Below are 26,682 nucleotides of genomic sequence, written 5' to 3' on the forward strand. Positions count from 1 at the left end.
CTCTTAGCCTCACAATGCGCAGCCCCCATCGCCGAGCAGAGGCAGCCGAACCCAAAACACCGTCGCGACGTGGGGGGTCGACGTGAAGCCAATCTCGCCGCCCATATTCTCGATCAGTTCTTTCGAAATCGACAGGCCCAAACCTGTTCCTTCGCGGTTGCGTGTCAAATGCTCCGCCTGCTGGGAGAACGGTTGAAAAATCCGGGTGCCGAACTCCGAAGAGATGCCGGGGCCGTCGTTTTCCACAAAGATGGTGCAGGCGTCGTCTGCGGTGTTCAGGCAGATACGCACTGTCCCGCCGGTCGTGGAAAACTTCGACGCATTAGACAACAGGTTTGTGACGACCTGCTTCAAACGCTGTGGATCGGCGCGTACAAGCACCGCCTGATCGGGCAGGTCTGCGGCGAAAGACACGTTGAACTTGTCAGCGAAAGGTTCGTTGTCGACGATCGTTTGCTGGACCAGTCCCACAGCATCTACATCAGCCAAACTGACCGTAAAATGCCCGGCGGTGAGCTTTTGGAAATCGAGCAGATCGTTAACCACCTGTGTGAGCCGGACACTGTTTCTATCGGCCAGTTCCAGCAGCTTATCTACCCGTGAGGATCTGCCCTCGCCGACCTCTTCGGTCAGCAGGCGCAGCGCACCGTGGATGGAAGCGAGTGGCGTTCGCAGTTCGTGGCTGACCGTTGCCACGAAATCATCCTTTAGGGACTCAAGGCGCTTCTTCTCTGTAATATCAACCATCTGGACCACCAAACGCGTGTCTTGCGGGTCTTCATGACGAACGACTGACAGCCGGATCGCGATGTCGATTATCGTGCCATCCGGCTTTTCATAGCGCTCTTCAATGCGGGAGGCGTTGATCTTGCCGGTCAGAAACTCATCCACTTCGGCTTTTACCTTGCCAAGGGTGTCAGTCTCGGAGAGCTTCCAAAAACTCATCTGCTCCAGCACGCCGGGAGAGTAGCCAAAGAGCGGATAACACGCGTCGTTCAACAAAATGAACGTCCCATCTAGCGCGACGACAGCCATGGCCACAGGCGCATTGGCCATCAGCATTTCCAGCCCTTCTTTTCGCGCCTTAGCCAAGTTCTGCGCGCTTTCGAGCGAGGTTACGTCTATCATCGTGCCGAGCAGGCGCACGGCATCCCCAGCCGAATCCCGCTCTGTCACCCTGAGGATGGACCGCATCCAGCGCCAAGACCCATCGGCTCCGCGCATTCGGAACTTGGCCTCGGATTTTTCAACCCGGCCCTCAATACATTCCGCGTCGATTGCTTCAACCATGGCGCGGTCATCAGGGTGAATGCGGGCGCGCCATTCTTCGTCTGAGTTTCGCCCGTCGGAATCGCAAATGCCAAGCAACTGGTACCACGCGTCTGACGCGACGCCTTTGCCGGTGCGCAGGTCGGACTCGAAAACACCGATTTGACTGCCTTCCAGAGCAAGGTTCCAACGCTCTTCTTGGTCCTTCAATGCCTGCCAGGCGCGCAGGCGGCTGGTTACCTCGTTAAGGCTAACGATATTGAACGGCCTGCCGCCCTCCCCAAGGAATTGGCTGAGGCTCACCTCGCAATACCTTGCGCCGCCCAAGCCTCGCGGAAGAGCGATGATATTTTCAAGATCGCCGCTGCCGATGGAACGGCAGACCAGCTTGCCCTCTTTAACTGAGAGCGCTGGCAGCAGGGTCGATATTTGCGAGCCGATACCGTCTTTTTTTTGACCGGGGAACATGGCTTCGGCGCTACGGTTGCGGAACACGACAAAGCCTGCGGCATCTACGACCCAAACGCCAAAGGGGCTGTGTTGGATGATAGAACGGAACATGCTTGAGGCGTCGGGATCGGTTCCGGTTGCTATGCCCTGAAACATCAAAGGTTCATTTTTTCCATGTTGGGTGCCCTGTCGGGGGCCTTGCACTAGGCCCGTTCTGCAGCGCTGTTAATTTTTCGTTAACCCTTGCAGAAAAAATGAAACAATCAATCTTTGTTCTATCGCCTTATAAGAGTGTTGCAGCGGGCCCACGCAAGTCTGACGTCGACGACCGCGTGCAAAGGCGTGCGCCGCTAGCGTTCTGTACTGCGCAGGTTTAGAATCTGCATGCCGATTGCCATTGCCGGGCCAATGCCAATCGCGAAGAGCAGCGTTCCCAAACCCAAGGTGCCGCCCAAAGCCCAGCCGATGCCGACCACAGTCAGTTCAATGCTCATGCGCACCAGCGCGATCGGCTGGCCGGTGATCCGTTGTAGCCCGGTCATCAAACCGTCGCGCGGGCCGGGGCCGAGGTTGGCAACCAGATAGATTGCGCCACCAAAGCCCGTGACGAATACGCCGGTTAGCGCAAGCAGCACATTGGCAATGTAAGTCTCAAAACTTGGTAACAGCGGCAGGGCAAATTCAAGCACCAGAGCGACAATCACCGCGTTCAAAATCGTGCCGATCCCCGGTGTCTGACGCAGCGGAATCCAAAGCAGCAAGACCGTCGCGCTGACGACAAAGGTGGCAAAGCCAAGGCTCCAATCAGTGATATTGGTCACCCCCTCGGCAAAGACCGTCCAAGGGCTGACGCCCACACCCGCTGTGACCAAAAGCGCTTCGCCCAAACCGAAGATGACCAGCCCGAGAATGAGAAACCCCAAAGAGGCCAAAGGCGGGCGCAGCGTGAAAGCACGCGGCGCGCTCCACCGCAGGCGCGGGACGGAGGTGACGGACAGAAAACTCACGGCAAAGCCCCTAATATAGACTGCCCCTTTGTCCCAGCTTGCGCGGGGTCCAGCAAGGGCGGAAAACGCTCAGCGCCAGCGGGTGAAACCGAAGGTCATATAGTCTTTCTGATAGGCATCGGCGGCAAGTCTTTCGATCTCTTCGTCGTAAATATCTGCGATGGTAAAGGGGCCCGGCTCCGACGCGGCCGGAACAGCAGGCGCAACACTATGACCTGCCCCGGCAGCGAGGTCGGCAAGCTCTGCGGCCATATCGGCCTCCCGGATGATCCGATCCGGCAGGCAGAATTCGCCAAAGCCCGCCACGGCCTGCACCTGAGAGCACCACGCGGCGTCCACGCGCACCGCTGTTTGTCCGGCAAGATTACCCTTGAGGAACCGCAAGAAGGCCGCAAAGGCAGCGCGGTGGGCTCCGCGATCATACTCCGCATCCAAGCCGCCTTCAGGCAGTGGCAGCTTGTATCGGCGGATCAGCGTTCGGCGCAATTGTTCATAGCTGCCCGGACCAGTGGCCAAAATATAGCGGCAAAAGGCATCATGCGCGCGTGCCACCGGATGTCTGATAACGGTAAATCCGCGATGACCGGGATTTTTCCGTTTCCACTGGCGCAGTTCCTTCTGCGACATCTTGTGACGCAGCGCCTCTTGTGGAACGCCGTCAAGCTTGGCCAGCCATGTCAGCACCTGCTCCTGCGGGCCGGATTTAATAGGCAGATAGACCAACCCGCTCGTCGCGGCCGCGACATAGGACGGCACATTTGGCCCGCGTCGTGGCTCAAAGTTTGGCGTGCGCGTTAGGTCAAAGCGGTCCAGCCGGGACAGCGCCTGCTGCATCTCGTCATAGTTACGCACTTTGGCTGATATCGGGCTGGGATTTTGTTTCTTGAGGTTCTTATCCAGCGCCTCAAGCGTCTCATCGACCCCTAGATACCGCGCCAGCCCGTTCATCACCTCGACACTTTGAAGGTCTTCATAGGCGACGTAAAACGCCGTCTGCCCCGAGGTCTGAAGCCGGTTTAACAAGGTGATCTGAAACCTATGCAAAGCATCAAGATGGGCCGCAAACTCATCTTCATCAAAGACCGCCTGCGCCACTTTCTGCGCCTTTACGTCGGTCAGCTTCCATTGCCCTGTGGCCTGCGCGATCTTCCAACTGACGTAGCTGTCGACCGGGTTGCGGGTGAGCACGATCTTGGCGCAGCGTTGGTCATTGATAATGGTCTCAAAAACGCGCGGGTCATGATCATGGAAATACCGAAACCCGCCAAGCGCATCGTCTTGCTCTTGGATCGCTTTGAGCAATACATGGGGGTCGCCATCGCGGGCCGCCTGATCCACACCAAGGATCGGTTCGCTTTTCGGATAGCCCATAAAGAAGGGATTGAACGCCTCCCCATGGCAGGCAATTCCATCGAAGGCATTCAAGTTCGCCTCAAGAAAATTGGAGCCTGTGCGCATTTCGGCAAAGACCACGAAACTGTCGAACTTTTGCGTCATGGGTTACTTCACCAGATAGGGTTTCAAAGAAGGTTTGGCCTCGTCGTCCACGCCCCGGACAACAGGGAAATCGCCCATCAGATAGGGGTGCATCCCTTGGTTCTTGAGGTTCTGAAGGAACTGGCCAAAGCCGGTCAGGTTCACCATACGGGGCGCTTCGGACAGGCGGCGCAGACGGTTGCGACCGATCTCATCCAAGATGCCTTGCAACGGCTCCATCGGTGCTTCGATAAATTCTGCCATCGTCCATATCCGCACCCGCGCCTTGGTGCGCGGTGCGCGCAGCACATCCATATGCGCGCTTTCTATCCGTTGCAGCTTGGCCGCCGTCTTCCGGATCTCTGCAAAGTCGAGATTTGAGCGGAACAAGGGCACCGCCCAAGCGCCGGTGATAACAGAGACCTGCGCATTCGGGTCTCGTGCCACGCGCCAATTGATGTCTTGGTTGTCCATTGGGCCGAACTGAAAACACTGCCGCTCGCCCCGCGTGTTCCAGATCAGATTGGTGAGGAATGCGCTGCTGTTATAGTCGCGCAGGATCGGATTGTCCGACAGCGCCCCATTCAGCGTCGTCTGTCCCTCAGCGAAATGCGCCCGATCCGGCGCGAAGAGATGCCCATGCACCCGCGCCCCGGTGGTCCGGCTCAGCCAATGCTCGAAGTCCTCGAACAGTTCGGCAAAGCCTTGGAACATCGAATAGGGCGCAGCGGTGACGCCATTCTCCCAATCCTCATTGGGAAAGCGACTTTGCATATAGAGCCCGGGCCGCCCCCGCGTCCGCCGCTCGACGGCTTTGGCAAAAATACGGTCGATCTTGCCGGGATTGGGCTCGGTCCTTTTCATTGCGCCGGCTGGATCGGTCAGAAAGGCTTCGTACAGACGGTCGGCATAAGGCCAAATCTTGCGCGCTACAAAGCAGTCCGAACGGCGCAGAAGCTGGAGGTGGTCGTCGTAGAAAATATGCGGTTTGCCCTGAAAATCGAACTTCGACAGGGTCAGGGAGCGGCTTTCGATCTTGGTGGAGTATAGCCGTGCCAAGGTTTGAAAATAGGATTCATCCGGAATCCAGACATGGCGAAAGAACTTGTCATAGGTCTTGCGGTCCGGGTCTTGCAAAACCGCCGATAGGGTGCGCCGCGTAAGGCACCACCATTGCGAGCCCATATGCGGCACAAGGTTGTTCGGCATCCGGCGCTGAAGCTTGAGCTTGCGCTGGATATCCACGGCACGGTCGAACAGGTAGCGCTGCCGCCGCCATGAAAAGGGGAACCGCAGGGTAAAACGCTCCGCATCAAGCCCGCCCACGGTCCACGGCACATCCGCTGTCGTGGCGCTTTCAATGAAATCGGTTTGCGGACGCTCTTTGAGGTACTCAATCAACTCCTGCACCGGCCGCAGGGGCAGGCAAGAGCCGGAGGCCAGATAGACATGGCGGACTTTGGGAAAGCTGACAAGCATCAGTTCTGCCGCCGCTTGCGAGGCCGCGACAATGCCCCAACTGCCCCATTCGCAGCGATACCTTGTGCTGAAGCGAATAGTTTTCACGTCAGCCAGTGCAGCGACAAAAGCGTCATGTTTGCGCCGCGGCACGGCCTTGTCGACATGGATCACCACAGGGCAGCCTGCTGCCGCCCAGTGACGCGCCACCTGCTCTGCCCGCCCAAAGGCGTTGTGTACCAACATGACGATGCCGACGCTCATGCCCAGTTCCCCTTGGACATAAGACCCAAGATCTCAAGCTGGCGCCAGTTGATGTACCGCTCAGACCATTTGCACCAAAGCTGGGGGTCGTCTTCTAGCCGGGCTGCGTAGGCTTTGTACTCGACCGAGGCCGCGTAATGCTCGTTGCGGTCTAATTCCTCTGTGGCCTTCGCACTGAATGTGTCGAGGAATTTAGCATGAAGCAGCACGCCAGAAGCCTTTTCACCGCCCCATTCGTCATAGACCTGATTAAGCCCTCTGGGCAGCAACGTATGGGTTGAGCTGACATAGGCATAGCGCCGATCCCATTTGACCAACGGCACCTTGTTGAGCGCCGGTGCCTTTTCAGGTGCCTCGGGGAAGAACACCCGCGCGCGCGGGCCGCCTTGGACCCAGAGATTGCCAAACTGCGGATTGCGCGAAATGGTGTAGTTGCCGCTGTCAAACCATGACGCAATCTCGATGGGGTCTTGCCCTTCGCGGTAGGGCTGCGCGTCCAGCCGTCCTTTGGGATACATATCCAACAGCATGGCGCTGAAACTTTTGATCGAAGAGGCATCGAGCCAATCCGTCAAAGCCCGCAGGGGGCGGGTATCGCAAAACGGATAGACAAAAAATTCATCCGGATCGACCGTCAGCGCCCAGTGGCCGTGCGCATAGCGCATTTGCAACCAGTTCAGCCAATCCACCCCGAAACGCGCCCGTTTGTAGCTGCCCTTCGCGCTCCAGACAGAGACATCGGGCTGCGCGGCCAAGTAGTCCAACGATCCATCGGTGCTGTCATTGTCCACAAAGAAAAAGTGGTCGACGCCCATGTCACGGTAGTATTGCAAGAAATAGGGCAGGCGAATGCGTTCATTGCGCTGCGTGCAAAAGACCAGCAGGTCGTTGCGTTTGATCTGGCTAGTGCGATTTTCCACGAGGGTCAACTCGCGGCGTTTGCGAAACGCGCGAATGCGCCAGCGCTTGCGCTGTAGCCGCAGCCGGTATGACTGAATGACGCCCAAAACCGCCCCTAACCTATCGAACCTCTCCGCTCTCTGGCTGCGCTATCACGTCAACTTTAACACGGTCTTGAAGTGTTCGGCCCATGTCGGGGCCTGAAAAGTTGCCGTGGAGCGCGGGTCTGGCGGATTTGCGGCCCATTCTTTAACTGTTGTTTCCCATGAATAGGGGTCAGACAGCGGTGCGTAAACGGCTTTGTCGCCCAGTACCTCGCGCAAGACGGGTAAATCGTTGCATAAAACACGCGTCCCAAGGCTTAACGCTTCGGCGGGCGGCAGGCCAAAGCCTTCGGCATGGCTGGGAAAGACCGCCCCTGCCGCGCCTGCGACTAAGGCTGCCAAGGCAGGATCGGACAGGCCGTTGTATTCGTGCACTAAGGCATCGGGGGGCAAATGATCCAGCCGGTCAAACACCGCCGCGTTGTTCCATCCTCGGTTGCCACAGATCAGCAACATCGGCGCGCCGCGCCCCATCTCTTGCCACAGATCCAGCAGAAAACTATGGTTTTTGCGCGGTTCAATCGTGCCGACATAGATCACATAGGGCCGCGCGGGGGGCAAACCGGGGGGCAAGGCAGTTGCATCAGGGGACGGCACGTCGACCCCCAGATGCGCTGCGATTGCTGGCGGCAAACGGCGGTGCATCTGTGCTTCGCTGCGCCTTTGGGTGTCTTGAGAGTTATAGATCACCAGATCAGCAAACAGGCTCACGCGGTCGATTTTGGCTCGGAACGGCGCCACTGTGCCGGACCGTTGAAAGGCCGGGTACTCCAGCGGAATAACGTCGTGGACCATTACCGAAATGCGCCCGCCAGTGGTTTTAACGGCGCTAAGAACCCGGTCTGTCAAATTGCTATGGCCGAGGTTCAGGTAGGCAAACCCCTGCGGCAGGCTTTGTCGCAGCATCGCCTCCAGTCTTCCCGGTAAGCAGCGCTGCAATGCGACACGTCGCAGATCGCTCTCGGCCCGCATCACGGCGTTTGAACGCCCCCTCGGCAACCGTGACAGCAGGTCTGCACGGCCCCAGGCCACCTTGTTATGAACCCGGTGGTGAAAAGTCTCTACGCCCGCCCTGTCCAACAAGACATAGCCAAGCGCCGTTCGGGCCAGCCCATAAAGCGGCGTATCGAGCGACAACAAATGGGAGAGATAGGCCAATTCGACCCGATCCACACCGGTCGCAGTCCGCCCCACCCGGCGCAGGCTGCGTGTGAGATCAAGCAGCCGCGCCGGTGGGGGCGTCTTGGTCAGTTTAAGATTGTCATCTGTCCCGAGCGTCATGTGGCACCTGTGTGACTGTCATGCCGCTCGGGTCTATTCGCTGCAGTGTTACTGCGCAGCCCGGTCGATCTGCATAATACTTTGCAGATAGGCGTGCAGATCGTCGCGCAGTTCTTCACGCGCCAGACCAAAAGCCACAGTCGCCTGCAAGAAGCCAGATTTCGAGCCGCAATCGAACCGCTGACCGCGGAAGCGGTAGCCATATACGTCCCGACCCTGCTCAATCTCCTGCGCAATCGCATCGGTAAGCTGGATTTCACCGCCAGAGCCGGATTTAAGCTTGTTGAGATTCTGCAAAACGGTGGGGGCCAAAACGTAGCGCCCGATGACGGCAAGGTTCGAAGGGGCTTCCTCCGCCGCGGGCTTTTCAACCATGCTCTTGACCTTGACCCGATTGCCCAACTCCTCGCTGGTTTCGAGGATGCCATAGGACGAGGTTTTGGACGGCTCGACTTCCATCGCAGCCACCATGCTGCCGCCGGTCTCGTTATAGGCTTCGATCATTTGCTGAAGGCAGGGCTTCTCTGCCGCGATAACATCGTCCGGCAGGATCACAGCAAAAGGCTCATTCGCAATCAATCGCCGTGCGCACCATACCGCGTGGCCGAGCCCCAAGGCTTTGTGCTGGCGGATATAGGCAATGGCACCGCTTTCCATATTGGTACTTTGGAGCGTATTGAGGAGTTCGTCTTTCCCCTTCTTGCGCAGCTCTTGCTCAAGCTGCGGCGCGTGATCAAAATAATCCTCAAGCGCGCCTTTGCCGCGCGAGGTCACAAAGATAAATTCTTTGATGCCCGCAGCACGTGCCTCATCAATGGCGTATTGAATCAACGGCCGATCGACGAGCGTCATGATCTCTTTCGGCACGGACTTCGTGGCCGGCAGAAAACGGGTGCCCAAGCCTGCGACGGGAAAAATCGCTTTTGTTACTTTTTTACGCATCTTAGTCCTAACTACAGCTCAAATTAAACAAGGCGCTCGGCAAATATGACCGCGCCGTTACCAACTCGGTTCAATCATCGCTTAAACCACGCTGACAGGCAATACGTTTACCTTCAATTCGAAGGCGCGATTTGCGCCCAATCCAGCGGAAAAGCGCCTTGTTGCGCAGGGATTTTCCATAAATCCCGCCTTTTTGTAGCCAGATGCCTTCTGTCGGTTCAAACGAAACGCGATGGTAAAGCAGTGTCGGCGATAGGCAGACCAACGTGACAATCGCGCCATTCTTAACTCGCGATGCCGCTTTGGACCGATCTTTAGAAAGCCGCCAAGGCCGCGTTCCAATAAGAACACTCTTTCGTTTGCGAGCGGGAAATTCGCGAAATGCTGTTGTGGCCTGCGTCAGAGCTTGCGTTCCGAATGGCCGGGTTTGGCCTTCGCCATAGCCAGCGTCAAGCCGCCGCAAAAGTCGCGTGACATCGCGTGGCTCCAATCCGCCCGAGACCATATGCTTTAAAAGCCGCCGTCGCTCTGCCGCTCGCAGCCGCGCCCATTGGTCAGCGTGGGTCTGCTGGGGGATATGTTTGCGTTGAAATACGGCCCAACTTGCCCCGATGTCATAAAGGTCTCGCGGCACGCGGTTGGCATCGCGCATGGCGTTGGCGGCAAAACCGTGGTGCACTTCGGCCAATGGGGCGATGGCGGTCGCATGTCCGGCGCGCGCCAGACGCATATTGAGATCGGTTTCATCCAGATAGTAATGAAACGCCGGGTCAAAGCCGCCCAGTGCAACCAGCACATCGCGGCGAAAAGCCATATTCGTGCCTTCGGTTTTAATCGCACCATCAGCAAGGGCGGTCAGTACAGTGGGCGCCGCCGGGTCCAGCGAAAGAGCTTCGGGGAGGCCGCAAGTGTTTAATCTTCGTGCTTGATATTGGAAGGAAATACCATTGCGCCCCCGCACGAAGCCAGTAAAAGCCGCGACCGTGGGATCGTCCGCCGGGGCCATGAGGTACCGCAGCCATTGCGGTTCTGGGACGGCGTCATCGTCGATAAAGGCAACGACATCCCCCGCCGCCTGCGCAATGCCGAGGTTGCGGGCGACGGAGATATTCGGCTCATCAAAACGCACCAACTTAATCGCATCAAAGAAGGGCATTGATTGCACAGCCGCCTGCCCCACTGGGTCAGCAACCACGATCACCTCGAAGGGCGCATATTGAAGCTGTTCTACCCCCGTCAGACAGCGCCGCAATGCTTCGGGTCGATTTCGACTGACGATGACAATGCTGACACGAACGGGGGTAGCGGTCATTCCAATCCCATCTTGGCCATCATCGCTTCGATCTTTGGCACGTCTTCGGGGTTGTTCAACTCCCAGAACTCGCGCCCTTGCGCATCCACCTCGACACAAAGCACTGAACGCCCATTCTCCAAAAAGCGAAGTTGCTCCAAACCTTCGAGCTGCTCCAGCGGACCGGTGGGCCAGTCAGGATATTGCGCCAAAGCCTCAGGACGGTAGGCATAGACACCGACATGGTGAAACACCGGGGACGGATCATCGGACGCAAAGGTCTTGCCGGTGTAAGGGATAACCTCTTTGGAGAAGTAGAGCGCCCTATTATCGGTTCCAAAAACCGCCGTCGTGCCGCCCACGCGCCCCGCCTTGCGATCCTCCAGCAGACTGTTCAGCGTCGCCCCGTCACAGCGCAGGACCGGCGTCGCGATCTCGGCTTTGGGCATCTCTTCAAGACCCTGCACAAGGCTTTCGACAAACCAATGCGGTGTCAGCGGCGCGTCGCCTTGCAGGTTCACCACGATGTCATAGCCCCCACCCAGCGCCGCATGGGCTTCGGCACAACGCTCCGTCCCATTGGCGCAGTTTTCCGAAGTCATAACGACCTCAGCACCAAAACTCTCCGCAGCGTCGCGGATACGCGCGTCATCGGTGGCCACCACCACTTGATCTACGCCGGAGACTGCACAGGCTGCACGCCAACTGCGCTCAATCAAAGTCTGCTGGGTGCCACTGGCCCCGGTTAGAGCCACAAGCGGCTTGCCGGGATAGCGGGTAGAGGCATAGCGGGCGGGGATGACAATCAGAACAGACATCAGCTTTCCTTAAGCTCCACGCCCGGCGCGTGGGCGATGAAGAAGGGGTTGGCAAAGGCGTCTTTGCCATAGGTAAGCGGTGTGAGATCATCGAAACGCACCACGGCGCCGCCTGCCCCGTTCAATACGGCATGTCCGGCGGCGGTGTCCCACTCCATCGTGCGGCCAAGACGGGGATAGAGATCCGCCTCACCTGTCGCCACGAGACAGAATTTCAGCGACGACCCGGCCGAGGTCATATCCCGCACGGCATACTTGCTAATATAATCATCCGTAGCTTGATCCCGGTGAGATTTCGACGCGACGACCATCAGGGCTGAATTATCCGGCTTAGAGACGGAAATTACTTTGGTCTCCCCCACCTGATCCTTCGCGAAGGCGCCGCTCTCCTCAACCGATTGCCCGTCGGCTTGGGTAAAAAACATGCGGGATTTGGCAGGGGCATAGACAACACCTCGTGTGGGCTTGCCCCCTTCGACCAAGGCGATATTTACGGTGAAATCGCCCCGGCGGTGGACAAATTCTTTGGTCCCATCCAATGGGTCAACGATCAAGAACGTATCGCCTTGCGCGGAGTGCGTTGCGGCTTGCTCTTCTGTCACCAACATCACGTCAGGAAACGCACTACGCAGGCCTTCTGAAATGATCGCATCCGCTGCTTCATCGGCGGCAGTCACAGGGCTATCGTCCGATTTCGATTTCACTTCAAAATCATCTTGGCCATAAATTTCCATAATCCGGTCGCCCGCTTCTAGCGCCAAGCGCCGCATTTCTGTGACCAGCTTGTCGTAGTCCATTCTGCCTCCAGCCCTGTTACCGGGAACATTGCTTCAATTAATGGTTTCCCTTATGCTTTGGCACTAACGGAACAGCAAGAATTCCGTGTCACACTAGGACTTCGTCGAGGGCGCGCGCATGTTCCAATCCAACAGAAAGCCGAAGTCGGGTCTTGGGTCAGCCCTCGCCATGGCCGAATTGATCTATCATTCGGTGGTGCGCAATGTGCGCAAACAGCACAACAACGCTTTTGCCGCGATTGCCATGAACATGATGCAGGCTGTGATGTTCGTGCTCGCCTTTTACATCATGTTTTCAATCCTTGGCATGCGCGGTGCTGCGGTGCGGGGTGACTTTCTGGTTTACCTGATGTCGGGCATTTTCCTGTATTTGACCCATGTCAAAGCGCTGGGCGCAGTTGCCGCGTCTGAGGGGCCAGCGAGCCCGATGATGCAACATGCGCCAATGAATACGATTATCGCCATCGCCGCAGCGGCGGTGGGCGCACTTTATATTCAGGTGCTGTCGCTCTTTGTCATCTTGTTTATCTACCATGTGGCGGTCACCCCGATTTCCATTGATCAACCAATCGCAGCTTTCGCGATGCTGTTGATTTCATGGTTTACCGGCTGCGCGCTCGGGCTGGTGATGCTGGCGATTAAGCCGTGGTTTCCATCCTTTGTCTCGATCTTCTCTACGGTCTATCAGCGCGCCAATATGATCGCTTCGGGCAAGATGTTTTTGGCCAACTCACTGCCTGGCTATATGCTGGCGATGTTCGATTGGAACCCGCTGTTTCACACCATCGACCAAGCGCGGGGCTTTGCTTTCATCAATTACAACCCGCGCTACAGCAATTGGGAGTATCCTCTTTGGGTGGGGTTGGTGCTGTTGATGATCGGGTTGATGGGGGAGTTTTATACCCGCCGTCACGCCTCGCTCAGTTGGAATGCCCGGCGATGAGATGGCTGGCCGCCCTGCTCTGCCTGTTGGCCCTGCCTGCGGCTGCGACACAGGATGCTTGGCCTGCGCTTTATGATGTTGTCGATGTTGCGGCGAATGATGTGCTGAACATTCGCAACGATCCCAATGCGCGGGCACCTATTGTTGGCAGCCTTGCACATGATGCCCAAGCGGTGGAACTGATCCGGCCTGATGAAAGCCATCGCTGGGCGCTGGTGAACAACGGCGAAGGCAGCGGCTGGGTGTCACTGCGCTATTTACAACGTCGAGCGGGGCAATGGGCTGGGTCGATGCCGCAGGTGGCGCAGTGTTCGGGAACTGAGCCGTTTTGGTCGCTAGATGTTGAGAGTGCGACAGCCAGCTTCAGTGCGATTGATGCGGAGCGTCAGAACTATGACATTGTGCAAAAGGGGCCGGCCCAAGGGCGACGGGACAGCTTTCACTTGATCGCCGAAGGGGCAGATGGCCTCGCGGTCGGCGCACTTTCGGCGGAGGCGTGTAATGATGGCATGTCTGGCCGTGCCTATGGGCTGTCGGTTGAACTTCTTATGAAGGGTGCGGCGGGCTGGCACCATGTTTCGGGGTGCTGTTCCCTCAGCCGCTCGCGTTGACGAACTTTCTAAAATAGTCCGTTTCGTTTTCTTTAGAGAAAACCGCTTATTCCACCACCCGCAACGTCAGGTTAATCCGCCCGCCTTTGGGCAGCAGCGTCGAAGACCCGGCCTTGATGCGATCTACCCCGTGATAGGTCAAGCGCGCCGCGCCGCCCATCACGACCACATCGCCCGATTGCAGCCAAATTGATTCCGTCTTGCCGCCCCGCGTTAAGTTACCAATGCGGAACAACCCATCATCGCCCAGTGACACCGACACAACTGGCCATTGAAAATCCGCTTCATCCTTATCCTGATGCAATCCCATCTTTGCAGCGGAATCGTAATAATTGATCAGACAGCACTCGGGTCTGCGGTCTAATCCCGTTACCTCGTCCCATATCGCCAGAATTGGTGAAGGGATCTCCGGCCACGGCTGGCCGTCTGGATGCTCGGTCACATAGCGATAGCCACGCCGGTCTGAATACCAGCCATAACGCCCTGCTGAGGTCATACGTACCGACATACGCCCACCGCGGGGGGTCTCCGGTCGGTAAAAAGGCGCTTTACGCACCACACCGCGCAGGGCCTCCAGCACTTCTGTTTGGGCTGCGCGGTTCAGAAAACCCTTGTGAATATCAAAATCCCGAAGGCGCAATACAGTCATTTTATCCTCGTTCTCAGGCGGTTTGGCAAAAACATCACGGAATCGCGACCAACCTGCCTCGCCAGTGGTTGCAGGGTCGAAATACCCTCCCTATATACGCTCCGAACCGTCGAAGGCACGTTGCCTTTGATGCCAACAGATCGGGGCAGGATGCCGAAACGGGTCCGCGTCTCGTGTCATCGCCTTGGATTTAAAGAGGGATCGAAACATGTCCAAAGTAATCGGTATTGACCTTGGAACCACCAACAGCTGCGTCGCCATCATGGACGGCAGCCAGCCTCGCGTGATTGAAAACGCAGAAGGCACACGTACAACCCCGTCGATCGTCGCCTTTACAGACGACGAACGCCTTGTCGGCCAGCCCGCAAAGCGTCAGGCGGTTACCAACCCTGAAAACACTGTCTTCGGCGTCAAGCGCCTGATCGGTCGCCGCAACGACGATGCGGATCTGGCCAAAGACAAAAAGAACATGCCGTTCAGCGTCATCGATGGCGGCAACGGCGATGCATGGGTTGAAGCCAAAGGTGAGAAATACTCCCCGAGCCAAATCTCGGCCTTCATCTTGGGTAAGATGAAAGAAACCGCAGAAAGCTATCTGGGTGAGGAAGTCTCGCAAGCGGTTATCACCGTGCCTGCCTACTTTAACGACGCCCAGCGTCAGGCCACCAAAGACGCCGGTAAAATTGCCGGTCTCGAAGTGCTGCGCATCATCAACGAGCCAACAGCCGCTGCTCTGGCCTATGGCCTCGACAAAGAGAACACGCAAACCATCGCGGTCTATGACCTTGGCGGCGGTACATTCGACGTGACCATCCTTGAGATCGACGATGGTCTGTTCGAAGTGAAGTCCACCAACGGTGACACCTTCCTCGGTGGTGAAGACTTTGACATGCGCATCGTCAACTACCTTGCGGATGAGTTCAAAAAGGCCAACGGCGTTGACCTGACTCAAGACAAGATGGCGCTGCAGCGTCTGAAAGAAGCTGCTGAGAAAGCGAAGATCGAACTGTCGAGCTCCAGCCAGACTGAGATCAACCAGCCCTTCATCTCGATGGGCAAAGACGGCTCGCCGCTGCACATGGTCATGAAACTGACCCGCGCCAAGCTGGAAAGCCTCGTGGGTGATCTGATCAAAGCGTCGATGAAGCCCTGCGCCGCAGCGCTGAAGGATGCGGGCCTGTCCGCTTCCGACATCGACGAAGTCGTTCTGGTCGGTGGTATGACCCGTATGCCAAAAGTTGCTGAAGAAGTGACCAAGTTCTTCGGGAAAGAGCCGCACAAGGGTGTGAACCCTGACGAAGTTGTGGCTCTTGGTGCCGCCATTCAGGCCGGTGTTCTGCAAGGTGACGTCAAGGACGTTGTTCTGCTCGACGTGACCCCGCTTTCGTTGGGCATTGAGACCCTCGGTGGTGTGTTCACCCGTCTGATCGACCGTAACACCACGATCCCGACGAAGAAGTCTCAAGTATTCTCGACCGCCGAAGACAACCAGAACGCTGTGACCATCCGGGTTTTCCAAGGTGAGCGTGAAATGGCAGCCGACAACAAGATGCTCGGTGCCTTCAACCTTGAGAACATCCCGCCTGCCCCACGCGGCATGCCGCAGATCGAAGTGACCTTTGACATCGACGCCAACGGCATCGTGTCGGTGGGCGCGCTCGACAAAGGCACCGGCAAGGAGCAGAAGATCACGATCCAAGCGTCGGGCGGTCTGTCGGATGCGGATATCGAGAAGATGGTCAAGGACGCGGAAGAAAACGCCGAGGCGGACAAGTCCCGTCGCGAGCTGATCGAAGCGAAGAACCAGGCGGAATCGCTGATCCACTCGACCGAAAAGTCGCTGGAAGAGCATTCCGACAAGGTCGATCCGACAACCGTCGAAGCGATCGAATTGGCCATTGCCGCGCTGAAAGACGAACTGGAAACAGACAACGCCGACAAGATCAAATCCGGCATCCAGAACGTCACAGAAGCCGCCATGAAACTGGGCGAAGCCATCTACAAGGCCGCTCAGGAAGAAGGTGGCAACGACGACACGGCGCAGCCTTCGGATGCTCAGCAGTCGCAGGGTGGCGATGACGACATCCTCGATGCCGAGTTCGAAGATCTGGACGACGACAAGCGCGCGTAAGCGTGAAACGGAACCTGTGAAAGGGCCGGTCCGTCAGACGGGCCGGCCCATCACGTTCCAGCGCAGGAGCATGATAACCCATGGCAAAACGTGACTACTACGAGGTGCTTGGCGTTGCCAAAGGGGCCTCTGCCGACGAGATCAAAAAGGCCTATCGCCGTAAGGTGAAGGACCTGCACCCCGACCGCAACAAAGACAATCCCAAAGCCGAAGCCCAGTTCAAAGAAGTGGGCGAAGCCTATGACGTCCTGAAAAGCGACGACAAAAAAGCGGCCTATGACCGCTACGGCCACGCCGCCTTTGAAAACGGCATGGGCGGCGGGCGTCCGGGTGGCGGTATGGGCGGCGGTCAGGGCGATTTCTCGTCGGCCTTTTCTGATGTGTTCGATGACCTGTTCGGTGACTTCATGGGCCAACGCGGCGGCGGTGGTGGACGCCGCGCCGCACGCGGTGCCGATTTGCGCTACAATCTGCGCATTTCGCTCGAAGACGCTTTTTCTGGCATGCAAAAGTCGATCACCGTTCCGGCCTCTGTCCAATGTGACGCCTGTGACGGCAGCGGTGCAGAAGGCGGCGCAGAGCCGACCACCTGTCCCACCTGTTCCGGCATGGGCAAGGTCCGCGCGCAACAGGGCTTCTTTACTGTTGAGCGGACCTGTCCGACCTGTTCCGGCATGGGTCAGATCGTTAAGAACCCGTGCAAGAAATGCCGCGGCGCGGGCCGTGTTGAGAAGGAGCGTACGCTCTCGGTCAACATTCCGGCAGGCGTTGAAACTGGCACCCGTATCCGGCTCGCCGGTGAGGGCGAAGCAGGAATGCGGGGCGGTCCGTCTGGTGATCTCTACATCTTTATCGAAGTGACAGATCACGAGCTCTTTGAGCGTGACGGGCCAAACCTGTTCTGCCGCGTGCCTGTGTCGATGAGCACCGCCGCTTTGGGCGGCAATATCGAAGTGCCAACCATCGACGGCGGCCGTGGTCGGGTACAAATCCCGGCGGGCAGCCAGTCTGGGCGTCAGATGCGCCTGCGCGGCAAGGGGATGCCCCCGCTGCGGGGCGGTGGCGTTGGTGACATGATCATCGAGCTTGCTGTTGAGACGCCGGTGAACCTGACCAACCGTCAAAAAGAACTGCTGCGGGAGTTTGAGGGCGAAGCCCAGAACAACAACCCGGAGAGCAGCAATTTCTTCTCCTCCGTCAAATCCTTTTGGGATTCGATGAAGGGCTAAGCCATCCGGGTGGAGCGTTGCGGCGCTCCACCCCTTCTCTACGCGTTCTTGCTCTGGTAGAATTTAAGTTTCTATTAACTAAATCCTAACCAACTTGGGTCACCTTGACTGACATGGCCCGCGCTCCCACGACCCTTGTTGATCAGCCATTGCCTTTCTTGATGGAAAAGGGCGGCAAGCGGCCGTCCAATGGGCAAAAGCAACCCTCATATATTGCAGACCACCGTCAAAGGCTCCGCAGCCGGTTTATGCAGGGCGGCGCTGCGGCGATGCCAGATTATGAGATGCTTGAACTCGTTCTTTTCCGCGCCATTCCCCGGCGCGACGTAAAACCCCTCGCTCGCGCCTTGCTGGACCGCTTCGGCGATTTTAATCGCGTCATCACGGCACCTTCCACACGACTGCGCGAGGTAAAGGGGGTCGGGGAGGCGGTTATCGTAGAGTTAAAGATTGTTGAGGCCGCTGCGCAACGGCTCGCCCGCGCCAAGGTTCTGCGAAAACATGCGATTTCAAACTGGGACGCGCTTGTCGACTATTGCCATACCACCATGGCCCATCTTGAGACGGAGCAGTTCCGTGTGCTTTATCTGGATCGCAAAAACATCCTGATCGCTGACGACGAGCAGGCCAAAGGCACCGTTGACCATGTGCCTGTCTACCCCAGAGAGGTTGCCAAACGGGCGTTAGAATTGAACGCAAGCGCACTGATCCTTGTGCACAACCACCCCTCTGGCGATCCGAGCCCGTCGCGGGCTGACATTGACATGACCAAACAGGTTGCCATTGCCTGCGATGCTTTAGGCCTGTCGCTCTACGATCACCTGATCATCGGGAAATCGAGCGAGTTAAGCTTTCGAAGTGAGGGCTTTATCTAAGGCCCGCTTAGCGCACCCAAACCTCGACCCGGCGGTTGGCTTGACGCCCCCACTCGCTGTCATCACAGGCCATCGGCATCGCCTCGCCAAAGGCATCTACGCGCAGATCGATCCGCGACAGGTTCGCCGTTTCTGCCGCCGCAGCAACCGCACGGCGTACCGCTTCGGCCCGTTGCAGGGCAATCTGGCGATTGGCCCGCGCTGGCCCTTCGCCATCGCTAAATCCGACAAACATCAAACGGCGCGCATCATATTGCCCCTGCTCCAAGGCCCGCGCCAACTGTCGCACGTTCGACCGTGACTGCGCATCCAACCGGATCGACCCGGCCTCAAATCGGAACGACGTGGTCAGCCGCGCCATAGGGACCAAGGTCGCCGTCATCCGCTGCAATTCTTTCAGCGATGTCTCGCTCCCTGCCACGATAATGGCATTGGCAAAACGATTGCCCTGTTCTTCGACCGGAATCTCTTCGGGCGCCTGATCCACGAAGCCCGCCCGACGGATGATAATTTGAGCGGTTTGGCTGCGCGTAAAAGCGAGGAATTCCCGCGTAATCAACGGCAACCGACGGGCCGGGAAGTATAAAAACATCGGCGCGGTAAGCGGATAGTCCTCAGTTTTGATGGTCCGCCGCGCAGCATCTAGCGCAAAGCCGCAGTCCCCGCCCAGCGTTAAGACTTCGGTCGCACGCTGTTCGGCAAAACTGGTGATGCCAATCGCAAACATGTCATCGGCCACGGCCTTGGCCAGATTTTCAGGCAGCCTATGGCGGCGAATGTCCTCAGCCAATTCAAGCCCGGCTGGTGTCATGACCTGATCAACAATGGCTTGGCTCAGCCCGCTTCCCGTACCCGGCAAATGCAAGGAGATCGGCGCATCAGGGCCGCCCAAACGCTGCCAGTTGTGAATTTCCCCCGCAAAGACACGCGCCAGCGTCTGCGGTGAGATTTGCTCGACCGGGTTTGTCGGGGCCACAACAGGCACCACTGCGTCCAAGGCCAGCACTCGGCTTCGGTTCGGACCGGTTAGATCACCCAGCCCGCGTTCACGGGCGTTGATCCGCTCTCCCCTGCGCACCTCGCGCAGCGCCATGACGACATCCGCCTCATCGGCCAGAAGATCGGCAAAACCCTCGTCCGTGTTCGTCGCCCGGAACGCAAAACTAGCTGCCAGCTTACCACTGTCTGCGCGGGAGAGCAGCATCACGAAACGTTCCGGGTCAATGTCTTCGCGCGTCACGATGTAATCGTTCCGCGCGGCAAAGGCTTCGACCAAGGCGGGCATCAAAACCGCGCCAATCGTCGCTGATCCGGAAAGCCGCACTTCGGCCACGAAATCGGCAAGGCTGGGACAGCCCGGCCCCGCGCAAGACACGCCGCTGCTGTCCACGGTCAGTTCGCCGTAGTCGGTATCAACCCGGTAGAACTCTCCGTCAAAGCCCAACAGCGTGCCGCTGATCTCTACACTGCCATCTCGTGACGTTAAGGCGACATCCTGCGCAGCAAGCCGGCTTGCCGTCAAAAGCAAAAGTGCGGCGCAGATCGCCGCACGTTTTAGACCGTTCATCAAGGTTCACCCGATTGCGTTACTTTTGCGCGACTTTCAGGTCTTGGAGCAAATTATTCAACACCAGAAAGTTGCCCACCGCATCGCAATCCGGCACCGCAAGCGTCAAGTTACGGGTCGTGACCTCGCCCTGATCGCGCAGTTCCAGCGCCTGTGCTTCGATCTCAAGCCCGCAATTGGCTTGGCTCACTTCCGCTTCGACACTAAGCGCAATATCGCCATCCCGCGTCGCTGTTGAGACTGGGAAGCTATAGACTTCGGCCATGAGCGGTTCAGCGACATCGGTATTACCGTTGCGCGTCAGAAACCCGCCCTTGCCAGTGACGGCCGCGGCCATGTCCCGTGGCGCGCCGGACCATACATGGCCTTCTTCGCCATAATCGGCGCCGAACTCACGCGCATGGATTTCAAAGCCAGCCGCGCCTTTCCATTGCAGCACGACACGGTCGTAGTCCGCCAAATCCGGTACAGTGGTCTGGGCAACAGCCCCGTCTCCGTTGCCAAAGGCAAGGATGAACACCGCTTGTTCTGCCAAGGCCGGGACGGTCACGTTCAACTGCCCTTCGTCATCGGTGGTTTCGGTAAAAATCATGCCGTTGTGATGCACGGTCAGGCGCTCATTCGGCAAGCAGGACGCCTCTAGAGACAGCTCTACCATCGCAGCTTCGCTGGCGCGTGCAGTGGCCTCAATGTCGCAAGAAGCCACCACAGCTGCGCCATGGCTCTCTGGCGCGGGCGGGAGGCTCTGAGGAGCGGAGGCCTTGAAAAGCTGGGCGTCGGTGTCCGGCAGGGCGATTGTGTTTACGAACTCGCCGGAGGTCAGCGTAATGCTTTCCACGTCAAGCAGCGCACCGTGATCCGCGATGGGTCGTGCGTCGCCATAGCGCTGTTCCGCCGCTTCGGAGTTCTGCATGACAAAACCAATGGCAACCGCACAGATCAGCGTTCCGGCTGTCGTCAGGATTTCTTTGGTGCGTTTCATAACAGGTCTCCTTCAACGGAATCGTTGGAGACCTCTATGAAGCAGGATCAGGGCCGCGTTATGGCCCTGACACGCCAAGTTATGGGCGAAAAGGTGGCGCCGCTCAGGTGATCTGGCCGTGGCAATGTTTGAACTTCTTGCCGGAGCCACAGGGGCAAGGATCGTTGCGCCCCGGATTGCCCCATGTCGCGGGATCATTCTCGTCAAAGCCAGCCACTGCAGCCTCGGCTTTCTCAGCAGAGGAGTCCGCCGCTTGCGTCGCCGCGGCCTGCATTTCCGCCTGCCGCGCGGCCATTTCGCGCATCATCTCTTGCCGCTGTTCTTCGCTCATCGGTTGGATCTGGCCCAGCTTTTGAGTCACGTCCTGACGCAGGCTGTCGAGCATCGACTCAAACAGTTGGAAGGCTTCGTTCTTATACTCATTCAGCGGGTCCCGCTGCGCGTAGCTGCGGAAGCCAACGACCGAGCGCAGATGCTCCAACGTCAGCAGATGGTCGCGCCATTTGGTATCGATGGCCTGCAAGAGCAACTGCTTTTCGATGTTGCGCATATTCTCTTCGCCGAACTTCTCCGCCTTCTCGGCCATCATCTTATCGGTGGCTTCCATCAGACGTTCGCGGATCACCTCGTCATCCACGCCGTCTTCTTCGCACCACGCAATAATCGGCACATCGACGTTCAACTGTTCGATCACGGCCGCATAAAACCCTTGAGTGTCCCACTGATCGGCGTAGGTCTTGGGCGGCATGTAGGTGTCGATCAGATCGTCGATCACCTGCTCACGCATGTCGGTGACGATCTCATTGAGGTTGTCGGCTTCCATGATCTCGCGGCGCTGGCCAAAGATCACTTTGCGCTGCTCGTTCATCACATCATCGAACTTCAGCAACTGCTTGCGGATGTCAAAGTTGCGGCCTTCGACCTTGGCCTGTGCCCGCTCCAGTGACTTGTTCACCCAAGGGTGCACAATGGCTTCGCCTTCTTTCAGGCCGAGCGTGGTCAGCACCTTCTCCAGCCGTTCAGAGCCAAAGATGCGCATCAGGTCGTCTTCGAGCGAAAGGAAGAAAGACGTGCGGCCCGGATCACCCTGACGGCCCGAACGGCCGCGCAACTGATTGTCGATCCGGCGGCTTTCATGGCGCTCAGAGGCGAGAACATAGAGCCCGCCAGCCTCAAGCACCTTCTTCTTTTCTTCGGCGTGCTGCGCTTCGATCTGCGCCCGAATGTTGGCCGGATCGGCATCCGGATCGGCGTCCAGCGCGTCGAGCACTTTCATCTCGACGTTGCCGCCCAACTGGATGTCCGTGCCGCGGCCCGCCATATTGGTGGCGATGGTCACAGCGCCAAGCTTACCGGCTTCGGCGATGATCTGCGCCTCTTGCTCGTGCTGGCGGGCATTCAGAACGTTATGCTCAATGCCCGCGGCGGTCAGCATGGCGCTCAACTGCTCGGATTTCTCAATCGAAGTGGTGCCGACAAGACAAGGCTGGCCCTTCGCATGGGCCTCTTTCACCTTTTCGATCATCGCATCGTATTTTTCACGCGCGGTGCGGTAGACGGCGTCGTCCTCGTCCACGCGGGCGATTGGCACGTTGGTCGGCACTTCGACTACGCCAAGGCCGTAGATTGTGGCAAATTCTTCGGCTTCGGTCAGCGCGGTGCCGGTCATGCCAGCCAGTTTGTCGTAAAGACGGAAGTAGTTCTGGAAGGTCACGCTCGCGAGTGTCACGTTCTCGGGCTGGATTTCGACACCTTCTTTGGCCTCAATCGCCTGATGCAGACCGTCGGACAAGCGGCGGCCCGGCATCATGCGGCCTGTGAATTCGTCGATCAATGTCACCGCGCCATCGCGCACGATGTAATCCTTGTCGCGCTGGAACAGTTTATGCGCGCGAAGACCTTGGTTGACGTGATGCACGATTGTTGTGCTTTCGGGATCGTAAAGGGTCATGCCCTCTTCGATCAGATCACGGGCGCGCAATTGCTGCTCAAGGAACTCATTGCCTTCATCGGTGAAGGTCACGTTGCGGGTTTTCTCGTCCAGCTCGTAATGCTCTTCGGTAAGCGAAGGGATCAGCGCGTCGATGATCTGGTACATCTCGGACCGGTCCTGCGAGGGGCCAGAGATAATGAGCGGCGTCCGCGCTTCGTCGATCAGGATACTGTCGACCTCGTCCACCACGGCAAAGTTATGCCCACGTTGCAACATGTCCGACAGGTTCGACTTCATGTTGTCGCGCAGGTAGTCGAAGCCCAACTCGTTGTTGGTGGCGTAGGTAATGTCGCAAGCGTAGGCCGCGCGCTTTTGGTCTTCGGGCATGCCGGAATAGGCAACACCGGTGGTCAGGCCAAGTGCGCCAAAGACCTTGCCCATCCACTCAGCGTCACGTTTGGCGAGGTATTCGTTCACCGTCACGATATGGACGCCCTTATGCGTCAGCCCGTTCAGGTAGGCGGCGAAGGTCGCGGTCAGGGTTTTGCCTTCACCTGTCTTTTGCTCGGCGATATTGCCCTGATGCAGAAAAATACCGCCCAGAAGCTGCGTGTCAAAGGCGCGCAGGCCCAGCGTACGCCGGGCGGCTTCGCGACAGTTGGCAAAGGCTTCGGGCAACAGATCGTCAAGGCTTTCCCCCGCCTCGGCCCGTTTGGCCAGTTCGGCGGTGCGCACTTTGATCTCGTCGTCGCTCAGCTTTTCAAACTCAGGCTCCAGCGCGTTAATCTGTGCCACAAGCGGACGGGTCGCCTTGATTTTCCGGTCGTTTGGCGTGCCAAAGACCTTTTTGGCGATTGTTCCGATACCCAGCATGTAATCTCCCGCCGAAGTTATGGTGTCTTGCGCCGACCCGCTTGCCGAGCGCCATGGCAGCCCATAGATAGTGGATGAGCCCGCGCCTCTCAGCGCCATAAGGCGATGTAAGGGGCGTGCCATACACTGTCAATGTAGCAGCCTTGCTACGAACGAAGCGATTGGACCCAACCATGCAAAAACCCCTCACTTTTCTGTCGTCTTTGGCGCTTGCCGCCGCGGTGGCCCTTCCTGTGGCCGCGCAGGACGAACCGGGTGTCGACACGGTTGTTGCCACAGTCAACGACACTGAAATCACGCTGGGCCATATGATCGTCGCCCGCGCGACCCTGCCCCAGCAATACCAGCAGTTGCCGGATGAGGTGCTGTTCAAAGGTATCTTGGACCAGTTGGTGCAGCAAACCGCGCTGGCTGATAGTTTCTCCGGCGAGCTACCGCCGCGCGTAACCCTTTCCATCGAGAACGAAACCCGTTCGCTCACCGCAGGCGAAGCGGTTGAAGGCATCATGGCGCAGGAGGTCAGCGAAGAAGACCTGAAGGCCGCCTATGACGCGCAATATGCCGAGGCTGAGCCAAGCCAAGAATTCAACGCCTCCCATATTCTTGTAGAGACTGAGGAAGAAGCCAAAGCGATCAAAGAAGAACTGGATGGCGGCGCCGATTTTGCCGAAGTCGCCCGCGAGAAATCCACGGGTCCTTCTGGCCCCGGTGGCGGCTCTTTGGGTTGGTTTGGCCCCGGCATGATGGTGCCTGAGTTTGAAGAAGCCGTGGCGTCTATGGAGGTCGACGGCATCTCTGATCCGATCGAAACCCAGTTCGGCTGGCACGTGATCAAACTGAACGAAACCCGCACTTCAGAAGCGCCAGAGTTGGACGAGGTGCGCGAAGAGTTGGAAACACAGATCCGCCAGACCAAGGTGCAAGAAGCGATTGAGGACCTGACCGAAAAGGCCGATGTTGACCGCAGCGCTGCTGAAGGCATCGATCCTACTGTCCTCAAAAACACCGAATGGCTGAACTAACTTATGGCTAAAACACTGGCTGTCTCGCCGCTCGCCCCGGCCCGTTTCCCTGAAATGCCGGTCATTGACGGCGTGACATTCGCCACCATCGCCGCTGGGGTCCGCTATCAGGGCCGCACCGATGTGATGTTGGCGAAACTGGCACCGGGCAGTGCAGTGGCAGGGGCGTTCACGCGCTCTGCCACCCGCGCGGCACCGGTGTTGGACTGCCAGGCAAAAATCGGCGGCGCCTGCGATGAAGGCGCCGCTATCGTTGTGAATTCCGGCAATGCCAACGCCTTTACCGGGCGTGGGGGCACCGAGGCGGTTGAAGCCATCACAGCCGCCGCCGCGGAGGTCTGCGGCGTTCCACAGGCGCGGGTGTTCACCTCCTCCACCGGGGTTATCGGTGAGCCCCTGCCCCATGAACGCGTTACCGCCGTATTGAGCGAACTTCATGGCAGCCTGTCCGCTACTGGCATCGGTGATGCCGCTCAGGCGATTATGACGACAGACACCTTCCCCAAGGGCGCTTCGGCCACGGTCGAGGTTGACGGCAAGACGGTCTCTATCGCGGGTATCGCCAAAGGGTCCGGCATGATCGCCCCTGATATGGCAACGATGCTCGTCTATATCTTCACCGATGCGCAGATCGAACAGGACAGGCTGCAAGAGCGCCTCTCGGTCCATACGGAAACCACTTTCAACTGCATCACGGTCGATAGCGACACCTCCACGTCAGACGCGCTGATCATCGCGGCGACAGGCGCATCGGGTGTCGATGTGACGGACAACGAAGATTTTGACGCCGCGTTGCACGGCCTGATGCGCGATCTCGCGCATCAGGTCGTCCGCGACGGTGAAGGGGCCAGCAAATTTGTTGAGATCACAATCACCGGCGCGAGCAACGACGAAGACGCCAAGGTTCATGCCTTTGCCATCGCCAATTCGCCGCTGATCAAAACGGCAATCGCTGGCCAAGACCCAAACTGGGGTCGGGTGGTTATGGCAATCGGGAAATCCGGTGCCGCAGCAGACCGCGACCGTCTGTCGATCCGCTTTGGCGATGTCGAAGTCGCCCGCGACGGCTGGCGCAGCCCCGACTATTCCGAAGAAGCCGCAGCGGCGCATATGAAGGATGAAAACATCGTCATTGGCGTCGACCTCGGGCTGGGCGAAGGCGCTTGCACCGTCTGGACCTGCGACCTGACCCATGGGTACATCGACATCAACGCTGATTACCGGTCCTGATCCTGTGAAGACACTTTTGGTTTCCGCTGTCGCGCTGATCGACGTTGACGGGCGGGTGCTGCTTGCGCAGCGCCCGGAAGGGAAGGCGATGGCAGGGCTGTGGGAGTTTCCGGGCGGAAAGGTTGAGGCCGGTGAAACTCCTGAAGCTGCGCTGATCCGAGAACTCCATGAAGAGTTAGGGATCGAGACTTGGGAATCCTGTCTCGCCCCGCTGACCTTTGCCAGCCACAGCTATAGCGACTTCCACTTGCTTATGCCGCTTTTCGCCTGTCGCAAGTGGGGCGGAACGCCCATGTCGCGCGAAGGGCAAACCTTGAAATGGGTGCGCCCCAACCAGATGCGGGACTATCCCATGCCCGCCGCCGACGTTCCGCTGATCCCGATCCTGCGCGATTGGCTGTAAACTGGAGCGTTGCATAAATGCCCACCCCCTGCCGAAATAATCAGCATGTCGAGACTTTATTAACCCTAACCACATCATTTTGTCGCAGGCTTGATGAAACTGATGAAAGGGTGCCGACATGCTACGGACTATTACCATCGGAAGTTGTATCTACGTTCAGGGAATATTTGTTCAAAC

22 protein-coding genes are annotated in these 26,682 nt (G+C 58.1%); 8 read left to right on the forward strand and 14 right to left on the reverse strand.

Annotated elements, in window-relative coordinates; genetic code table 11:
* Positions 1-9: 9 nt before the first annotated feature.
* From HTT03_RS16380 to cysQ, 10 genes are all read right to left on the reverse strand, one after another.
* Positions 10-1,875 carry a PAS domain-containing sensor histidine kinase gene (locus HTT03_RS16380; protein WP_174860856.1) on the reverse strand — a complete coding sequence of 622 codons (1,866 nt, stop codon included), beginning with the start codon at positions 1,873-1,875 and terminating at the stop codon, positions 10-12.
* Between the two features lie 194 nt (positions 1,876-2,069).
* Entirely contained in the window at positions 2,070-2,726 is a 657-nt protein-coding gene (yczE, locus tag HTT03_RS16385; RefSeq protein ID WP_174860857.1) for a membrane protein YczE, read from the reverse strand.
* Positions 2,727-2,795: 69 nt separating this feature from the next.
* A complete protein-coding gene (locus HTT03_RS16390; protein WP_174860858.1) occupies positions 2,796-4,223 on the reverse strand; it encodes a nodulation protein NodH in 1,428 nt (475 codons plus the stop codon).
* Between the two features lie 3 nt (positions 4,224-4,226).
* Positions 4,227-5,924 carry a DUF5927 domain-containing protein gene (locus tag HTT03_RS16395; RefSeq protein WP_174860859.1) on the reverse strand — a complete coding sequence of 566 codons (1,698 nt, stop codon included), beginning with the start codon at positions 5,922-5,924 and terminating at the stop codon, positions 4,227-4,229.
* Complete coding sequence (locus HTT03_RS16400) at positions 5,921-6,931, reverse strand: glycosyltransferase family 2 protein (RefSeq protein WP_174860860.1); 1,011 nt, start codon at positions 6,929-6,931, stop codon at positions 5,921-5,923. The genes HTT03_RS16395 and HTT03_RS16400 overlap by 4 nt, the downstream gene beginning before the upstream one ends.
* Before the next feature lie 45 nt (positions 6,932-6,976).
* The gene (locus HTT03_RS16405; RefSeq protein WP_174860861.1) at positions 6,977-8,209 is read right to left on the reverse strand and encodes a glycosyltransferase; all 1,233 of its coding nucleotides are present in this window, start codon (positions 8,207-8,209) and stop codon (positions 6,977-6,979) included.
* A 48-nt stretch (positions 8,210-8,257) separates the two neighbouring features.
* The gene (galU, locus tag HTT03_RS16410; RefSeq protein ID WP_174860862.1) at positions 8,258-9,151 is read right to left on the reverse strand and encodes a UTP--glucose-1-phosphate uridylyltransferase GalU; all 894 of its coding nucleotides are present in this window, start codon (positions 9,149-9,151) and stop codon (positions 8,258-8,260) included.
* A 70-nt stretch (positions 9,152-9,221) separates the two neighbouring features.
* Positions 9,222-10,463 (reverse strand): glycosyltransferase family 2 protein, encoded by a 1,242-nt coding sequence (locus HTT03_RS16415; protein WP_174860863.1) that lies wholly within the window; start codon positions 10,461-10,463, stop codon positions 9,222-9,224.
* On the reverse strand, positions 10,460-11,260 hold the full coding sequence (locus tag HTT03_RS16420) for a 3-deoxy-manno-octulosonate cytidylyltransferase (RefSeq protein WP_174860864.1): 801 nt from the start codon (positions 11,258-11,260) through the stop codon (positions 10,460-10,462). Before HTT03_RS16420 ends, HTT03_RS16415 begins: the two co-directional genes overlap by 4 nt.
* Positions 11,260-12,057: a 3'(2'),5'-bisphosphate nucleotidase CysQ gene (cysQ, locus tag HTT03_RS16425; protein ID WP_174860865.1), complete on the reverse strand. Its 798-nt coding sequence runs from the start codon at positions 12,055-12,057 to the stop codon at positions 11,260-11,262. The genes HTT03_RS16420 and cysQ overlap by 1 nt, the downstream gene beginning before the upstream one ends.
* A 118-nt stretch (positions 12,058-12,175) precedes the next feature.
* Between cysQ and HTT03_RS16430 the strand changes: the two genes are divergently transcribed.
* Complete coding sequence (locus HTT03_RS16430; RefSeq protein WP_174860866.1) at positions 12,176-13,000, forward strand: ABC transporter permease; 825 nt, start codon at positions 12,176-12,178, stop codon at positions 12,998-13,000.
* On the forward strand, positions 12,997-13,611 hold the full coding sequence (locus tag HTT03_RS16435) for a COG3650 family protein (RefSeq protein ID WP_174860867.1): 615 nt from the start codon (positions 12,997-12,999) through the stop codon (positions 13,609-13,611). Before HTT03_RS16430 ends, HTT03_RS16435 begins: the two co-directional genes overlap by 4 nt.
* A 46-nt stretch (positions 13,612-13,657) precedes the next feature.
* On the opposite strand, the gene HTT03_RS16440 is transcribed toward HTT03_RS16435, so the two are convergent.
* Complete coding sequence (locus tag HTT03_RS16440; RefSeq protein ID WP_174860868.1) at positions 13,658-14,260, reverse strand: alpha-ketoglutarate-dependent dioxygenase AlkB family protein; 603 nt, start codon at positions 14,258-14,260, stop codon at positions 13,658-13,660.
* 208 nt (positions 14,261-14,468) lie between these two features.
* Between HTT03_RS16440 and dnaK the strand changes: the two genes are divergently transcribed.
* The 3 genes from dnaK to radC all read left to right on the forward strand — a co-directional run bounded on the left by dnaK (position 14,469) and on the right by radC (position 18,495).
* Entirely contained in the window at positions 14,469-16,391 is a 1,923-nt protein-coding gene (gene dnaK, locus HTT03_RS16445; protein ID WP_174860869.1) for a molecular chaperone DnaK, read from the forward strand.
* Positions 16,392-16,471: 80 nt separating this feature from the next.
* Positions 16,472-17,620 carry a molecular chaperone DnaJ gene (dnaJ, locus tag HTT03_RS16450; RefSeq protein WP_174860870.1) on the forward strand — a complete coding sequence of 383 codons (1,149 nt, stop codon included), beginning with the start codon at positions 16,472-16,474 and terminating at the stop codon, positions 17,618-17,620.
* Positions 17,621-17,781: 161 nt separating this feature from the next.
* The gene (gene radC / locus HTT03_RS16455; RefSeq protein ID WP_174861249.1) at positions 17,782-18,495 is read left to right on the forward strand and encodes a RadC family protein; all 714 of its coding nucleotides are present in this window, start codon (positions 17,782-17,784) and stop codon (positions 18,493-18,495) included.
* A gap of 7 nt (positions 18,496-18,502) precedes the next feature.
* Here radC and HTT03_RS16460 read toward each other — a convergent pair whose 3' ends face one another.
* From HTT03_RS16460 to secA, 3 genes are all read right to left on the reverse strand, one after another.
* Positions 18,503-20,062, reverse strand: coding sequence for a substrate-binding domain-containing protein (locus HTT03_RS16460; RefSeq protein ID WP_174860871.1), 1,560 nt, complete (start codon positions 20,060-20,062; stop codon positions 18,503-18,505).
* A gap of 19 nt (positions 20,063-20,081) precedes the next feature.
* Positions 20,082-21,044 carry a hypothetical protein gene (locus HTT03_RS16465; RefSeq protein ID WP_174860872.1) on the reverse strand — a complete coding sequence of 321 codons (963 nt, stop codon included), beginning with the start codon at positions 21,042-21,044 and terminating at the stop codon, positions 20,082-20,084.
* Positions 21,045-21,147: 103 nt separating this feature from the next.
* A complete protein-coding gene (secA, locus tag HTT03_RS16470; RefSeq protein ID WP_174860873.1) occupies positions 21,148-23,850 on the reverse strand; it encodes a preprotein translocase subunit SecA in 2,703 nt (900 codons plus the stop codon).
* A 173-nt stretch (positions 23,851-24,023) separates the two neighbouring features.
* Between secA and HTT03_RS16475 the strand changes: the two genes are divergently transcribed.
* From HTT03_RS16475 to HTT03_RS16485, 3 genes are read left to right on the forward strand one after another with little or no spacing between them, the layout of a single operon-like run.
* On the forward strand, positions 24,024-24,872 hold the full coding sequence (locus tag HTT03_RS16475; RefSeq protein ID WP_174860874.1) for a peptidylprolyl isomerase: 849 nt from the start codon (positions 24,024-24,026) through the stop codon (positions 24,870-24,872).
* Positions 24,873-24,875: 3 nt separating this feature from the next.
* Entirely contained in the window at positions 24,876-26,102 is a 1,227-nt protein-coding gene (argJ, locus tag HTT03_RS16480; protein ID WP_174860875.1) for a bifunctional glutamate N-acetyltransferase/amino-acid acetyltransferase ArgJ, read from the forward strand.
* Between the two features lie 4 nt (positions 26,103-26,106).
* On the forward strand, positions 26,107-26,505 hold the full coding sequence (locus HTT03_RS16485) for an NUDIX domain-containing protein (RefSeq protein WP_174860876.1): 399 nt from the start codon (positions 26,107-26,109) through the stop codon (positions 26,503-26,505).
* Positions 26,506-26,682: the final 177 nt, after the last annotated feature.

The organism is Sulfitobacter maritimus (assembly GCF_013346665.1).
Lineage (GTDB): Bacteria > Pseudomonadota > Alphaproteobacteria > Rhodobacterales > Rhodobacteraceae > Sulfitobacter > Sulfitobacter maritimus.